Raw genomic sequence first — 14,541 nt, 5'->3', positions numbered from 1 at the left:
GGCTCACCCCTCCGTTCCCATGGCGGCTACAATCTTGTCCGCCGTCAATTTTTTTCGTACGTCCCGCGCGTCCGGGTCCTCAAAACTCAGGGCCCCGCCGGGGCAGTACTTGACGCACTTGGGGTCCCCGCCGCACAGGTCGCACTTGAATACCTTCTTCACGATGGTGGAATAGGACATATTGCCCAGAGGGCAGGCGCTGCGGCACATCTTGCAGCCGATGCACTTGTCGTAGTTGATGACGCAGGCCCCGTTTTCGTCCCGGCGGATGGCCTTCACCGGGCACACCTTCATGCAGCTGGCGTCCTCGCACTGCTGGCACACCACCGGCACCGCCAGGGTGGCGGCCTCATACTCCAGCACGGTGATGTTGGTCAGGCGGGGGTTGAACTGCTGGTAGTGGCCGAAGGAGCACACCAGCTCGCAGGTGCGGCAGCCGATGCATTTCTCCGGCTTGACAACGAGTTGTTTCATCCCTTTCCTCCCATTCCCGGCGGGAACGGAGGCACACCTCCTTTTGAAACAGAATTTGAACTCCTGATTTTAGTGTAGGAGCACGGGGGCGGGAAGTAAAGGGAAGGACTGGGAATTCATATTGCTTTTGTGCATAAAGGGCCGTATAATAAGGGCAGCCAAACTGTACGTTCTGCCACAGAAACCGGGGCGAAAACCGGGGAACGCCGGAGATTCCCGGCCTGAGGGCATATACCTTTTGGCTATAAGGAGGGAGCAGCTTGCAGATCGCCCAGATCCGATATTTCGTCACCGCCGCCCAGCTGCAAAACCTGTCCAAGGCGGCGGAGGCCCTCCACCTCAGCCAGCCCTCCCTGTCCCGCAGCATCGCCCGGCTGGAGGAGGAGCTGGGCACCCCGCTGTTTACCCGCTCCGGCAAGCGTATCCTGCTCAATGAGCCGGGCCGCCGGTTTCTGGAGAGCGCCCGGGCCATGCTCCGGGACCTGGACGACACCCTGCTGGAGCTGGGGGAGCTGTCCGCCGGGCCGGTGAAGCGGCTGTCGGTGGGGTGCTGCGGCGGGGAAGAGCGGGTGGCCGCCTGTCTGGCCGCCTTTGCCGATACCCGGCCGGGGGTGGAGTTCCAGCTGGATTGCCGCATTGAGGAGCTGGAGGTCCCCGACATCAATAAATACGATATGCTGCTCTGTCCCGACGACAGCCGGTATGAGAAGTTCCGGGGCTACCCCCTGGGCAGCGAGCGCTACCTGTTGGCCCTGCCTGCCCATCACCCCCTGGCCCGCCGGGAGCCGGTGGATTTGAAGGCCCTGGAGGGCCAGCCCATGGTCTTTCTCAGCAGCCCCGGCCACTGGCTGGAGGAGCCCTACTACCTGTGCGCCGGGCTCAACCTCCATCCGGCCACCCGCTGTCTGGTCAACGACCGGGAGGGCCACCGGCAGGTGGTGGCCGCCGGGCTGGCCCTGGGCTTTGTGCCCGAGGGAGCCGCCGCCCCCTACCGGGCCGACTCCCGCATTGCCCTGGCCCGGCTGGCCAGCGGCCGGTTTGCCCGGCCCCTCATGCTGTGCTTCAAGCGGGAAAAACACCTCAGCCCTGTGGGGCTGGAATTTCAGGCCTTCGCCCTGGACTTTTTCGGGGTGGGAAAGGAGGGGGACCATGCTCACCGTCATGACCCCTGAGGAACTTTTGACCCTGATTGCAAATACCTTTGCCCCCCTGGACCGGTCCCCGGAAACCGTGGGGCTGGACCGTGCTCTGGGCCGGGTGCTGGCCCGGGAGATTCTGGCTGAAGAATATGTGCCCGGGTTTGACCGCTCCACCGTGGACGGCTACGCCCTGCGGGGGGCGGACACCTTCGGGTGCAGCGAGTCCATCCCCGCCCTGCTCACCTGTGAGGGGGCGGTGGAGATGGGGAAGGAGCCCGCCTTTGCCGTGGGCCCCTATCAATGCGCCGCCATCCCCACCGGCGGGGCCCTGCCGGAAGGCGCCGACGCCGTCCAGATGGTGGAGCACACCGAGGACTACGGCGGCGGGGAGATCGGCATTGTAAAGAGCGTTCCCCCGGGGGCCAACCTGATTTTTAAAGGGGACGACGTGAAGCCGGGGGACCTGGTGCTGCCCAAGGGCCGCAGGCTGGAGCCACAGGACGTAGGGGCTTTGGCGGCCCTGGGGGTGACTCAGGTGCCGGTGGTCCCCAGACTGCGGGTGGGCCTGATCTCCACCGGGGACGAGCTGGTGCCCCCGGAGCAGGACCCCGGCCCCGGACAGGTGCGGGACGTAAACGGCCCTCTGGTGGCCGCTCTGCTGGCCCAGGTGGGGGCGGAGCCGGTGCCCCTGGGCATTGTCCCCGACCGGGAGGAACTGCTGAGAGAGGCGGTGGAGAAGGCTCTGGAGCGCTGCCACTGCGTGGTGCTGTCGGGAGGCAGCTCGGTGGGGGAGAAGGACGCCGCCTGTCGGGTGATGGCCTCTCTGGGAGAGGTGCTGTGCCACGGGGTAGCCATGAAACCGGGCAAGCCCACCCTGCTGGGAAAGGCGGGGGGCAAGCCCATCCTGGGCCTGCCCGGCCACCCGGTGGCCGCCCTGTTCACCGCAAAGCTTTTTCTCATCCCCCTGCTGGCCCGGCTGGAGGGACGGACCTGGGCGGAGCGGACGGTGTCGGCACGTCTGGCCCAGACCGTCCCCGCCAACCACGGCAGAGCCCAGTACACCGGCGTCACTCTGGAGGAGAAGCCCGACGGGCTGTGGGCCGTGCCCATCTGGGGCAAGTCGGGGCTCATTACCACCCTGGCCGGGGCGGACGGCTTCTTCTGCGTCCCCCGGGACCGGGAGGGCATCCAGGCCGGGGAATCTGTAGAGGTGTCCCTCTTCGGGTAGTTTTATATCAGGAGGCGTTTTTATGCCCTTTACTTATCTGACCAACCTCCCCCTGGAGCAGGCGGAGGAGCGCTACCCCGCCTGGCTGGCGGAGGGGGGATTTCAACCCAAAACCGAGACGGTGCCGGTGGCGCAATCGGCAGGCCGGGTGACTGCCCGGGCGGTCTACGCCACCCTGTGCGCCCCCCACTATCCCGCCTGCGCCATGGATGGCATCGCCGTGGCGGCGGCGGACACCTTCGGAGCCACCGAGACCACGCCGGTGACCCTGGAACCCCATCAGTTCACGGTGGTGGACACCGGTGACCCCCTGCCCGAGGGGGAGGACGCGGTGGTGATGATTGAGGACGTGCTGTGGGAGGGGGAGAAGGCCGTCCTCCATGAGGCCGCCGCCCCCTGGCAGCACATCCGGCAGATTGGGGAGGACGTGTGCGCCGGGGAGATGCTCCTCCCCACCCATACCTCCATTACCCCGGCCGCCATCGGGGCCATGATCGCCGGTGGCGTGCTGGCGGTGGAGGTGTTCACCCGCCCGGTGGTGGGGATCATCCCCACCGGGGACGAGGTGGTGCCCCCCACCGACCACCCCCAGCCGGGGGACGTGCTGGAGTTCAACTCCTCCATCTTCTCCGCCATGATCGTGGAGTGGGGCGGTACAGCCAGGACCTACCCCATCGTGAAGGACAACAAGGCTGACCTCACTGACGCCCTCACCAGGGCCGCAGAGGAGTGCGACCTGGTGGTGCTCAACGCCGGGTCGTCGGCGGGCCGGGAGGACTATTCCGCCGCCGTCATTGGCACGGTGGGGGAGGTGCTGTGCCACGGGCTGGCCATCCGCCCCGGCAAGCCCGCCATTCTGGGCCGGAGAGGCCCGGTGCCCGTGCTGGGGGTGCCCGGCTACCCGGTCAGCGGCATTCTGGTGCTGGAGCACCTGCTCCGCCCCCTGATTGAAAGCTGGACCGGCAAGAAAGCCCCCGCCCGGGAGCAGGCGGAGGCGGTGCTGGCCCGGCGGGTGGTGTCGGGGCTGAAATACCGGGAGTTTGTTCGGGTGCGTCTGGGCCAGGTGGGGGATCAGCTGGTGGCCTCCCCGCTGGCCCGTGGGACCGGGGTGGTGTCCTCCTTCCTGAAGGCCGACGGCATCCTGGACATCCCCCAGGGCAAGGAGGGCCTGGAGGCGGGGGAGAGGGTCACCGTCTCTCTCCTGCGGCCCCGGGAGGAGCTGGAGCGCACTCTGGTAATGATGGGCAGCCACGACCCCCTGCTGGACGAGGTGGCCGACCTGCTCCACCAGACTTACCCCCACCTGTACATGAGCTCCACCCATGTGGGCTCCATGGGGGGCATTATGGCCCTCCGCCGGGGGGAGGCCCACGGGGCGGGGTGCCACCTGCTGGACGAGGCCGACGGCAGCTACAACACCTCCTATCTGGAGAAGTATTTCCCCCACGGAGGGGTATATCAGGTGGAGTGTGTGGGCCGCACCCAGGGCCTGATGGTGGCCAAGGGCAATCCTCTGGGTATCAAGGGCTTTGGGGACATCACCAAGCCCGGCCTGCGGTATGTCAACCGGCAGAAGGGGTCGGGCACCCGTATTCTGGCCGACTACCTGTGCCGGAAGGAGGGCATCGACCCCGCCGCCGTGTACGGCTACGACCGGGAGGAGCTGACCCACACCTCGGTGGCCGCCCAGATCGCCGCCGGCACCGCCGACGCGGGCATGGGCATCCTGTCCGCCGCCCGGCTGTATGACCTGGATTTTCTGCCGGTGTGCGTGGAGCAGTACGACCTGCTCATCCCCGATTACGCCTGGGGCACCCCGGCGGTGGAGGCCCTGCTGGAGGTGCTGCAAAGCCCGGCTTTCCGGGAACGGCTGGAACAGCTGGGGGGCTACACCATTGACCAGCCCGGCCGGGTGCGGCGGCATTTTTAAAGGGGCACATTAAGAGAGGAGGATGGACCATGGAGCGCTACGACGTGGCGGTACTGGGCGGCGGGCTGCTGGGCTGCTTTATGGCCCGGGAGCTGCGCCGCCACCCCCTGAAGGTGGCTCTGGTGGAGGCCAGGGAGGACGTGTGTACCGGCATTTCCCGGGCAAACACCGCCATTGTATATACCGGCTGCGACACCAAGCCGGGCACCCTCAAGACCCGGCTGTGCGTGGCGGCCTGTAAGGGCTTCGGGGACCTGTGCCGGGAGCTGGGGGTGCCCTTCGCCCGGCGGGGCTCCTTAATGGTAAGTTACGGGCCCAACGCCGACCAGACATTACAGCGGAAGATGATCCAGGGCATGGAGAACGGGGTGGAGGGCCTCAAACTTATGTCGGGCCGGGCGGCCCTGGAGTGGGAGCCGGGGCTGGCCCCCGGCGTGTCCTCCGCCCTCTACGCCCCCGACACCGGGGTGACCGACCCCTGGGAGCTGTGCTATGCCGCCTGGGAGAACGCCCTGGCCAACGGCGTCACCCCCTGGTTCAACGCCCCGGTCACCGACCTGCTGCCGGAACACGGGGGCTGGCGGGTGGTCACCCTCCGGGGGGAGCTGTGGGCGGCAGCGGTGGTCAACTGCTGCGGCCTCCACGCCGACCAGGTCCAGGAGCTGGCCGCTCCGCCCACGGTACGCATTACCCCCGAGAAGGCGGACTACCTGATCCTGGACCAGGGGGCGGGCCACTATGTCAATCATGTCATCTTCCATGAGCCGGAGGAGAAGGGCAAGGGCCTGACCATGGTGCCCACCCTGGACGGCAAGCTGCTGCTGGGTCCCTCGGAGCAGCCGGGGGTGGGGTCTCTGTCCGCCACCACTGAGGCGGGCCTGGCCAAGCTGCGCCAGCTGGCGGCCCAGGTGGCCCCCGAGCTGGATCTGGAGCTTACCATCCGCTCCTTTGCCGGGGTGCGGCCCAAGCCCTACAATGTGGTGCGGGCCCAGAGCATCCACGATTTCACCGTCACCAATCCCGCCAGAGGGCTGTGGAGCCTTATCGGCATCAAGACCCCCGGCCTCACCTGCGCCCAGGCCCTGGGGGCCTGGCTGGCCCCCCAGGTGGCGGACCAGCTGGGGAAGGGGGAACTGGACTCCACCTTCCGGCCAGAGCGAAAAGCGCCGGTACGGCCCCGCGAGCTGACCCGGGAGGCCCGGGCGGCGCTGGTGGCCCGGGACCCGGCCTATGGCCGCATTCTGTGCCGGTGCGGCGGCATCACCGAGGGGGAGGTGCGGGACGCCATCCGCCGGGGAGCGGTCACCCTGGACGGGGTGAAGCGGCGGACAGGCGCCGGCCTGGGCCGGTGCCAGGGGGCCTTCTGCGGGGACCGGATCATGGCTCTTATGGCCCGGATGCTGGGGGTGCCCCCGGAGGATCTGCAAAAGGACGGGCCGGGTTCCCGGCTGCTGACAGGAGGACGGCATGGAGAAGGTTGATCTGTTGGTGGTGGGCGGCGGCGCGGCGGGGATGTCCGCCGCACTGGCCGCCGCGGGCGCGGGACCGGTTTCGGTGCTGCTGGTGGACCGGGAGGAGCGGCTGGGGGGCATTTTGCCCCAGTGCATCCACCAGGGCTTCGGCCTGGGCTACTTCCACCGGGACCTCACCGGGCCGGAGTACGCCGGGCGCATTGTGGCCCAGATGGAGGGGGCGGCGGTGAGCGTGCGCCTCAACACCACCGTGCTCTCCCTGTCCCAGCGGCGGACGGCGGAGCTGTCCGGCCCCGGCGGGTATGAGCCGGTGGCCTTCCGGCGGCTCATTCTGGCCACCGGCTGCCGGGAAAAGACCATCGGTTCTCTCCCCGTCACCGGCACCCGGCCCGCCGGGGTGTTTACCGCCGGTGAGGCCCAGCGGATGATCAACCTGCGCCACTGGCGGCCGGGGAGAAAGGTGCTGGTGCTGGGGAGCGGGGATTTGGGCCTTATCATGGCCCGCCGGTTCGTGCTGGAGGGCTGCCAGGTGCTGGGGGTGGTGGAGCAGAAGGGGAGCTGCGGCGGCATGGTACGCAACTACCGCTCCTGTCTGCTGGAGCACCGCATCCCCCTGATGACCCGGACCACCGTTACCCGCCTCCACGGGGAGGGGCGGCTTACCGGCGTCACCCTCCGCCATCTGGACAGCGGCAAGGAGGAGCAGGTGGCCTGCGACACCCTCATTACCGCCCTGGGCCTTATCCCCGAGCGGGAGCTGCTGGCGGGGCTGGGGGGTAAGCTGCCGGGCTGGGCCTCCCTGTGCGGCAACTGCGACTACGTCCATGAGATCGTGGACACCGTCACCGCCCAGGCCGAGGAGCTGGGCCGCCAGGTGGGCATGGAGCTGTTGGGCAAGAAATAAAATGAAAAACGGCCCCCATCGGAGCATATCCGGTGGGGGCCGTTCTGTTTGGTTTTATTCCTCGTCCTCTTTCTTGGTGCACACGATGTTCAGCTCGTTGAGCTGGGCGTCGGTCACAAAGGAGGGAGCGCCCAGATCCCGGACAGCCTGGGCTGTCCGGGGACCCAGGGATGATTTTACTTGCTCGGCGGAAGTGAATTCCGCCTGCGCCAAGGTTTTCGCCACAGGCGAAAACGCTTGTACGCGCAAAGCGCGCCCCGCTGTGCGGGGCCCCTGATGATGGGCGCTTTACTCGACCTCTTCCTTTTTGGTGCACACGATGTTCAGCTCGTTGAGCTGGGCGTCGGTGACGAAAGAGGGAGCGCCCATCATCAGGTCCTGGGCGTTCTTGTTCATGGGGAAGGGGATGATCTCACGGATGGAGTCCTCGCCGGCCAGCAGCATGACCATACGGTCCACGCCGGGGGCGATGCCCGCGTGGGGGGGAGCGCCGTAGGTAAAGGCGTTGTACATGGCGGGGAACTTGGCCTTCACGTCCTCCTCGCCCAGCCGCACCAGCTGGAAGGCCTCAATCATGATCTCGGGGTCGTGGTTCCGGACGGCGCCGGAGGACAGCTCCACGCCGTTGCACACCAGGTCGTACTGGAAGGCGGTGATGGACAGGGGGTCCACCTCGCCGGCAGCGGCCTTCTTCAGGATCTCCAGGCCGCCGTTGGGCATGGAGAAGGGGTTGTGACAGAACTCCAGCTCGCCGGACTCCTCGCCGATCTCGTACATGGGGAAGTCCACGATCCAGCAGAACTCATAGCGCTCCTTGTCCATGTGGTTGGGGCAGAAGTTGCCCAGCTTAGAGCGGAGCACGCCGGCGGTCTTCTGAGCGGTGAGCAGCTTGCCGGCGGTGAGGCCCACGAAGCAGCCGGGCTCCAGGCCCAGAGCGGACACCACGGCGTCCTTGATGGGCTGGACGAACTTGGCGATGCCGCCCACGATCTCGCCCTTCTCATCCAGGCGGAACCAGTAGGCCTTATTGCCGGACTGGACCTCCACCTCGTTGCAGATGCCGTCGATCTGCTTGCGGGTGCCCTCAAAGCCGGACACCACAATGGCCTTGACGGTGTTGCCCTCGAAGGGACCAAAGCCGCAGTTTGCCAGCACCTCGGTGGCGTCGGTGACGGTCAGGTCGATGCGCAGGTCGGGCTTATCGGAGCCGTACTTGTCCATGGCCTCCAGATAGGAGATCCGCTTGAAGGGGGCCTCAGAGGCCACGTTGTAGGTGCCGTACTGGGCGAAGATGGGGGGGAGCACCTGCTCCAGAACGGCGAACACGTCCTCCTGACCGGCAAAGGCCATCTCCATATCCAGCTGGTAGAACTCGCCGGGGGAGCGGTCGCCCCGGGCGTCCTCGTCCCGGAAGCAGGGGGCGATCTGGAAGTACTTGTCGAAGCCGGAGGCCATCAGCAGCTGCTTGAACTGCTGGGGGGCCTGGGGCAGGGCGTAGAACTTGCCGGGGTGTTTTCTACTGGGTACCAGATAATCTCTGGCGCCTTCCGGAGAAGAAGCGGTCAGAATGGGGGTGGTGATCTCCATAAAGCCCTGGGCGGTCATGGCCTGCCGCAGGGCGGCCACCACCTGGGAGCGGAGGATGATGTTGTTTTTGACGGCGGGGTTGCGGAGATCCAGGTAGCGGTACTTCAGACGCTGGGTCTCGTCGGCCTCGCGGCTGCGGTTGATCTGGAAGGGCAGCTCGTTGTGGCGGCAGCGGCCCAGCACCTCGATCTTCTCGGGTACCACCTCGATGTCGCCGGTGGGCAGCTTGGGGTTCTTGGAGTCACGCTCCCGCACCACGCCGGTGACGGCAATGGTGGACTCCTTGTTCAGAGCCTTGATGGTCTTGACCATCTCCTCGGTCTCGGCCACCACCTGGGTGGTGCCGTAGAAGTCCCGCAGGACGGCGAAGCCCAGGCTGGCGCCCACCTCACGGAAGTTCTCCAGGAAGCCCGCCAGAGTGACGGTCTGGCCTACCTGCTCCATGCGGAGCTCCCCACAGGTGTGGGTGCGGTAGGCGGTTTTGACATTAGCCATGTGAAATCAACTCCAGATTGTATTATTTCTTTTCTATATTACAAAATAGCTGGGTTTTTGCCCTTGTTTGCAATTAACCCCGCAGGTCGATGACCTTGCTGTAGTACACCTGCACGTCGAAGTTCTTGTACGCTTCGGTGCCCTGCTTGGCGGTGACACCGAAGTGAGTGAGGGCGGTGTTCTTCACGTAGTCCAGGAAGGTGACGCCGTCCACGGTGTTGAACCAGTTGAACTCCATGCCGGCGGCGGCGCAGTCGGCCTCCAGGCCGTCGATCAGCTCCTGCACATAGGGCAGATAGGCCCCGGCGGTGGTGCCGTTGGTGAACAGCACGTCAGAGGGCTTGAAACCGGCGGCGGTGAAGGGGGTGTAGTCGGCGGGGGTGAAGGTCTGGCGCAGGTCGGTGCGGGCCACACGGGCCACCATGGCGGCGGTCTCCGCACGGGTCAGGCTGTTATTGGCAGCGAAGGTGCCCCAGTCGTCCACGCCGGTGAGGATGCCCGCGTTGTAGAAGCGCAGCACCGCCTCGTCCTTGGTGTCGGGCAGGGTGGTGATGGTGTTGATGGGGGAGAGCATCTCCTCGGGCACCACAGCGGCCAGGATGGACACAAACTCCTGACGGGTGGCCTGCTTGGTGGGGTCGGGCACGTCAATGCCCAGATCCTCCAGGTACTTCACATAGGAGAAATACCAGGGCAGGGTCTCGCCGGGCTTGGGGGTGGCCATGGGGATAGGGTCTCCGGTGATGGCCTCGTTCATGCGGGCGGCGATGGTGGCCACCTCGCCCACGGTGAGGATCTGGAAGGGGGCAAAGGCGTGGCCCGTGCCCTGCATCAGTCCCACCTCGGCGCAGATGCGGGCGGGATCTTCGTACCAGGAACCGGCCTCCACATCAATGAAGCCGGGGTACTCGTTGACCTTGGGGAAGGCCTCCTCGGGGGAGATGGCGGCGGCGGAGCCCACCAGCAGGGCGGCGGACAGAATCAGAGCGGCAAGCTTTTTCATGGAAAAATTCCTCCTTGTCAAATCTCAAAGGTTCGTCTTTTATAGACGGCTTGAAAGGGGGAAAGTTCCATTCAGTCCTTGTCCCGGATGGGAGCGCCGGCGGACCGGGCGGTGAGACCGGCCTGGACCAGAGCCACCGCCTCAGCGGGAGTCACGGTCTGCTGCTCGCCTGTGGTCAGGTCCTTCACGGTCACCTTACCCTGAGCAATCTCGTCCTCACCCAGGAAGGCGGCGTAGGGGATGGACAGCTTGTCGGCGTAGGACAGCTTCTGCTTGAATTTCTTCTTCTCGCAGTGGAGCTGGGCCCGGATGCCGGCGTCCCGCAGGGTGGTGGCGAAGGAGATGGCGGCGGACAGGTCCTCGGTCATGGGCAGGATGAGCACGTCGGCGGGGGCGGTGAGCAGCTCCTCGTTCAGGTAGCCCTGGGCCTCCAGCACGGAGAACAGCCGGGTCAGGCCGATGGAGATGCCCACGCCGGGCAGCTGCTTGTCGGTGTAGTACTCGGCCAGGTTGTCGTACCGGCCGCCGGAGCAGATGGAGCCCACCTCGGGGTGGTCCAGCATGACGGTCTCATACACGGTGCCGGTGTAGTAGTCCAGGCCGCGGGCGATGGTGAGATCCACCATAAAGTGGTCCTCCGGCACGCCGTAGGCGGACATATACTTGACCACGGTCTCCAGCTCGGACACGCCCAGGTCGAAGAGCTCGTTCTTGCCCTTGAAGGGCTCCAGAGCGGCCATGGGGTCCTCAGCCGCCAGCAGGCCCAGCAGGGTGTCGGCGGTGTCGGCGGCCACGGCAAAGTCGTCCACCAGGATGGCCTTCACCTTCTCGGGGCCGATCTTCTCCAGCTTGTCGATGGTGCGCATCACGTCGCCGGCCTGCTCCTCCAGGCCCAGCAGGGCAAAGAGGCCGTTGAGCACCTTCCGGTTGTTCACCCGGATCTTGAAGCGTTTCAGACCCAGAGCGGTGAAGGTCTTGTAGATGATGGAGGGGATCTCGGCCTCGTTGGTGATGTCCAGGGCGCCGTCGCCGATGACGTCGATATCGGCCTGATAGAACTCCCGGTAGCGGCCCTTCTGAGCCCGCTCACCCCGGTACACCTTGCCGATCTGGAACCGGCGGAAGGGGAAGGTGAGCTCGTTCTGGTGGAGGGCCACGTACTTGGCCAGAGGCACGGTCAGGTCAAAGCGGAGGGACAGGTCGCTGTCGCCCTTGGTGAAGCGGTAGATCTGCTTCTCGGTCTCGCCGCCGCCCTTGGCCAGCAGCACCTCGCTGGCCTCGATGGCCGGGGTATCCAGGGGGGTGAAGCCGTAGAGGGAGTAGCTCTTGCGGAGGATGTCCACCATCCGGTCGAACTGCACCTGGCGGGCAGGCAGCAGCTCCATAAAGCCGGACAGGGTACGGGGTTTGATCTGGGCCATAGTGATGCTCCTTTGTAGAGTAATAGAGGCTGCTGCCTGCCAACGCCGCAGGTGCGGCGTCAAGCGTTTTGCGCAGCAAAACCTTGAAATAGGCCGAATTCAGTTCGGCCTATTTGAATCAAATCCGGGGCCCCCGGCGGGTCACCGACCCGCTGGGGTCAGCAGCTCCATAAAGCCGGACAGGGTACGGGGTTTGATCTGGGCCATAGTGATGCTCCTTTGTATCGTAACATTTGGGATTTTGGCTCGGTGAGGGCGGATATCCGCAAAAAGGCGCTCTCGTCCCTTGTCACGGGACGAAAGCGCCTGCTTTCGTGGTGCCACCCATGTTCGGCGCTTAAAAAGCGCCCTCTGGCCTTCTGTTGCGGGAAGGGGACCGCGCCCGTCTCCGGGCCCGCTGGTGGAGCCGTCTCCCGGCCGCCTGCCGCAGGTCCTTCCAGCCAGGGGACCCTTCTCTGGTGCGGCGGTGTGAGCGGTACTTGCTCCGTCATTGCGGTTTCAGCTCTTACGATATTATCCCGAAAAGGGGGAAAAGTCAATCCTTTTCCACGCTTTGCGGCAATAAAACGGGCGGCCCGCAGGGACCGCCCGTTTCAAATCACGCGGTAAAAGGCTTGGTCTTGGGATTGATGATGTCTCTCCAATCAAGGTCGCCCCGCGCCCCACCCGATGGTATCCATCGTGCGGGGACCCCAGTGATTTCAGATGCGGCGGCCGGAAGTGAATTCCGCCGGCCTTCGGCGGCATGAGCCGCCGCGCCGCCGGGGCGGCGTGCTGGAGCGGGGCGATGGTTTGCTGTTTAGGCGGTAAAAGGTTTGGTCTTGGGATTGATGATGTCTCTCCAATCCAGATCGCCCCGCTCCAGACCATGAATCAACATCTCAGCGGTGGCCACGTTGGTGGCAACCGGGATGTTGTACTGGTCGCACAGGCGGGTGATATACTTCAGGTCCGCGTCCAGATCGTTGGACTGAGGATCGGAGAAGAAGAGCACCATATCGATCTCATTGTAGGCGATGCGGGCGCCGATCTGCTGGCTGCCGCCGTGCTCGTGGGACAGGAAGAGCTGGACGGGCAGACCGGTAGCCTCCGCCACCAGACGGCCTGTTGTGTTGGTGGCGCAGATCGTGTGCTTGGACAGGATGCCGCAGTACGCAATACAGAATTGCACCATCAGCTCTTTTTTTCGATCGTGGCTCATCAACGCGATATTCATACTACACCTTCTCTTCCTTTCGAGATATCAGGCTCGAAGCTTCATCAGGGGGACTTTTTGTCCCGTCAGCCGCTTGGCAATGTTTAAGTAGGCGATGGCAGCCCCTCGGCTGGCGCACAGGATGAGGGGTTCTCCCCGGTTGGCGCTGAGGATGACCTGGGGGTCCTCCGGCACGATGCCCAGCAGGGGCAGACCGGCGGTATCCATGGCGTCGTCAATGGTGGTGTGGAGCCGCCGCAGGATCTTGGGCTGCACCCGGTTGACCACCAGGTGGAGCTGGGGCAGCTGCTTGCGCAGCACCGACACGGTGCGCTGTGCGTCCCGCAGGGCGGAGGAATCGGTGGTGGAGACCACGATGGCCCGGTCCGCGGCACAGCAGGCCAGCCGGAAGCCCTCGCCCAGTCCGGCGGGGGAGTCCATCAAAATATAGTCGTACTTCTGCTTGGCCTGGCGGACCAGATCCCGCATGGCGTACTCGCTGAGGGGTTCGTCGGGCAGGTTCACCGGTGCGGTGATCAGGTTCAGACCCTGGATCACCGGGTGGGGGACTGCCGCCCGCTCCAGCGGACAGCGTCCGCAGAGCACGTCGGTAAAGTCCATCAGGGCCCGGTCGCTGAGGCCCAGATTCAGGTCCAGGTTCCTCAGGCCGATATCCATATCGATGCACAGGACCTGATGTCCCAGAGCGGCCAGGCAGGAGCCTACGCCGCCGGTGAGGGAGGTCTTTCCTGTGCCGCCTTTCCCTGAAGTGATAACGATTGCTGTGGACATAGGTTCACTCCCGACATACAAGATTAGAATAACACATTATTTCGTCAGACGCAATGCTTAACTTAGTCATATATGCACAAAATCTCGGGTTAAAGCGGGGTTTTCTGCATTCTGGCCCACCGGCGGGGATAGCCCTTGGGGGTGGGGGAGACCTTCTCCACCACCACCACCCGGTGGGTGACGCCGGTACCCGGGATCTCGTAATCCACCCGGGGCAGCAGGCGGCCTCCCAGCTTGGCGATGGCCCGGGAGGCCTTGTCCACCTCGTCGCCGCTGTCCACGCTCTTCATGGCCAGGAACTTGCCGCCCACCTTCACATAGGGCAGGCACAGTTCGCTGAGCAGCTCCAGAGAGGCCACCGCCCGGGACACGGCGAAGTCAAAGCTGTCCCGGAAGCCCTCCTGATGGGCCTGCTCCTCGCCTCGGGCGTGGAGACAGGCAATTTCGTCAAGGGAAAGTGCTTTACACACAGTTTCCAACCAGTTGACCCGTTTGCCCAGACTGTCCAGCAGAGTGACCTTCAAAGTGGGCTCCAGGATTTTCAGGGGCATACCGGGGAACCCGGCGCCGGTGCCCACGTCGATGAGGGTCTTGTTTTTAAAATCCTCGCCAATGGTGAGCAGGGCGGCGCAGTCCAGGAAGTGGAGGTCCACCACCTGGTCGGGATCGGTGATGGCGGTCAGATTCATGACCTGATTCTGCTCCAGCAGCATGGCGCCGTATTGGGCCAGGGCTTCCGCGCCCCCCGGCGTATGGATGCCCTGGGTATCCAGCCCCTGCTGAATGCGGGGCAGCTGGGCGTCCAGACAGAAGGAGGTGGAAGTCTGGGTGGTGTTTTTCTCGTCGGCCATGGATGTGACTCCTTTTTCAGATACTTTTCCCCCAAGAGGGGAGAGAATGT

Annotated in this window: 13 protein-coding genes; 5 read left to right on the top strand and 8 right to left on the bottom strand. The window is 65.1% G+C overall.

Features of this window, described 5'->3' with window-relative positions; genetic code table 11:
* Positions 1–3: 3 nt before the first annotated feature.
* Positions 4–474: a 4Fe-4S dicluster domain-containing protein gene (locus tag B5F94_RS00375; protein WP_087326468.1), complete on the bottom strand. Its 471-nt coding sequence runs from the start codon at positions 472–474 to the stop codon at positions 4–6.
* Positions 475–734: 260 nt separating this feature from the next.
* Here B5F94_RS00375 and B5F94_RS00370 point away from each other — a divergent pair, with 260 nt between their 5' ends.
* Genes B5F94_RS00370 through B5F94_RS00350 form a run of 5 tightly spaced genes read left to right on the top strand, consistent with a single transcriptional unit; the run spans position 735 to position 7,147 of the window.
* The gene (locus B5F94_RS00370; RefSeq protein ID WP_087326465.1) at positions 735–1,646 is read left to right on the top strand and encodes a LysR family transcriptional regulator; all 912 of its coding nucleotides are present in this window, start codon (positions 735–737) and stop codon (positions 1,644–1,646) included.
* Positions 1,624–2,841, top strand: coding sequence for a molybdopterin molybdotransferase MoeA (gene glp, locus B5F94_RS00365; RefSeq protein WP_087326461.1), 1,218 nt, complete (start codon positions 1,624–1,626; stop codon positions 2,839–2,841). Before B5F94_RS00370 ends, glp begins: the two co-directional genes overlap by 23 nt.
* 22 nt (positions 2,842–2,863) lie before the next feature.
* Positions 2,864–4,771: a molybdopterin biosynthesis protein gene (locus B5F94_RS00360; RefSeq protein WP_087326458.1), complete on the top strand. Its 1,908-nt coding sequence runs from the start codon at positions 2,864–2,866 to the stop codon at positions 4,769–4,771.
* A 29-nt stretch (positions 4,772–4,800) separates the two neighbouring features.
* Complete coding sequence (locus tag B5F94_RS00355) at positions 4,801–6,252, top strand: NAD(P)/FAD-dependent oxidoreductase (RefSeq protein WP_087326455.1); 1,452 nt, start codon at positions 4,801–4,803, stop codon at positions 6,250–6,252.
* Entirely contained in the window at positions 6,239–7,147 is a 909-nt protein-coding gene (locus B5F94_RS00350; RefSeq protein ID WP_087326452.1) for an NAD(P)/FAD-dependent oxidoreductase, read from the top strand. Before B5F94_RS00355 ends, B5F94_RS00350 begins: the two co-directional genes overlap by 14 nt.
* A gap of 54 nt (positions 7,148–7,201) precedes the next feature.
* On the opposite strand, the gene B5F94_RS16360 is transcribed toward B5F94_RS00350, so the two are convergent.
* From B5F94_RS16360 to rsmG, 7 genes are all read right to left on the bottom strand, one after another.
* Positions 7,202–7,372, bottom strand: coding sequence for a hypothetical protein (locus B5F94_RS16360; RefSeq protein ID WP_158098713.1), 171 nt, complete (start codon positions 7,370–7,372; stop codon positions 7,202–7,204).
* Between the two features lie 63 nt (positions 7,373–7,435).
* On the bottom strand, positions 7,436–9,229 hold the full coding sequence (aspS, locus tag B5F94_RS00345) for an aspartate--tRNA ligase (RefSeq protein ID WP_087326449.1): 1,794 nt from the start codon (positions 9,227–9,229) through the stop codon (positions 7,436–7,438).
* 73 nt (positions 9,230–9,302) lie between these two features.
* Complete coding sequence (locus B5F94_RS00340) at positions 9,303–10,232, bottom strand: hypothetical protein (protein WP_087326446.1); 930 nt, start codon at positions 10,230–10,232, stop codon at positions 9,303–9,305.
* 71 nt (positions 10,233–10,303) lie between these two features.
* Positions 10,304–11,653 carry a histidine--tRNA ligase gene (hisS, locus tag B5F94_RS00335; protein ID WP_087326443.1) on the bottom strand — a complete coding sequence of 450 codons (1,350 nt, stop codon included), beginning with the start codon at positions 11,651–11,653 and terminating at the stop codon, positions 10,304–10,306.
* Between the two features lie 799 nt (positions 11,654–12,452).
* Positions 12,453–12,869, bottom strand: a complete 417-nt coding sequence (locus B5F94_RS00330) for a methylglyoxal synthase (RefSeq protein WP_087267592.1) — start codon at positions 12,867–12,869, stop codon at positions 12,453–12,455.
* 27 nt (positions 12,870–12,896) lie between these two features.
* Positions 12,897–13,640 (bottom strand): septum site-determining protein MinD, encoded by a 744-nt coding sequence (minD, locus tag B5F94_RS00325; RefSeq protein WP_087187281.1) that lies wholly within the window; start codon positions 13,638–13,640, stop codon positions 12,897–12,899.
* Between the two features lie 89 nt (positions 13,641–13,729).
* Positions 13,730–14,491, bottom strand: coding sequence for a 16S rRNA (guanine(527)-N(7))-methyltransferase RsmG (gene rsmG, locus B5F94_RS00320; RefSeq protein ID WP_087326440.1), 762 nt, complete (start codon positions 14,489–14,491; stop codon positions 13,730–13,732).
* Positions 14,492–14,541: the final 50 nt, after the last annotated feature.

Source organism: Flavonifractor sp. An4 (assembly GCF_002161755.1).
Lineage (GTDB): Bacteria > Bacillota > Clostridia > Oscillospirales > Oscillospiraceae > Flavonifractor > Flavonifractor avicola.
The sequence above is the reverse complement of the archived record's forward strand: the minus strand, read 5'-3'. Positions and strand labels throughout refer to the sequence as shown.

Bases quoted from the DNA above. Each gene is read 5' to 3' on its own strand.
- B5F94_RS00350 (WP_087326452.1), top strand. From the start codon at position 6,239: ATGGAGAAGGTTGATCTGTTGGTGGTGGGCGGCGGCGCGGCGGGGATG.
- B5F94_RS00330 (WP_087267592.1), bottom strand. From the start codon at position 12,869: ATGAATATCGCGTTGATGAGCCACGATCGAAAAAAAGAGCTGATGGTG.
- B5F94_RS00360 (WP_087326458.1), top strand. From the start codon at position 2,864: ATGCCCTTTACTTATCTGACCAACCTCCCCCTGGAGCAGGCGGAGGAG.
- B5F94_RS00355 (WP_087326455.1), top strand. From the start codon at position 4,801: ATGGAGCGCTACGACGTGGCGGTACTGGGCGGCGGGCTGCTGGGCTGC.
- B5F94_RS00340 (WP_087326446.1), bottom strand. From the start codon at position 10,232: ATGAAAAAGCTTGCCGCTCTGATTCTGTCCGCCGCCCTGCTGGTGGGC.
- minD (WP_087187281.1), bottom strand. From the start codon at position 13,640: ATGTCCACAGCAATCGTTATCACTTCAGGGAAAGGCGGCACAGGAAAG.
- hisS (WP_087326443.1), bottom strand. From the start codon at position 11,653: ATGGCCCAGATCAAACCCCGTACCCTGTCCGGCTTTATGGAGCTGCTG.
- rsmG (WP_087326440.1), bottom strand. From the start codon at position 14,491: ATGGCCGACGAGAAAAACACCACCCAGACTTCCACCTCCTTCTGTCTG.
- B5F94_RS00375 (WP_087326468.1), bottom strand. From the start codon at position 474: ATGAAACAACTCGTTGTCAAGCCGGAGAAATGCATCGGCTGCCGCACC.
- aspS (WP_087326449.1), bottom strand. From the start codon at position 9,229: ATGGCTAATGTCAAAACCGCCTACCGCACCCACACCTGTGGGGAGCTC.
- glp (WP_087326461.1), top strand. From the start codon at position 1,624: ATGCTCACCGTCATGACCCCTGAGGAACTTTTGACCCTGATTGCAAAT.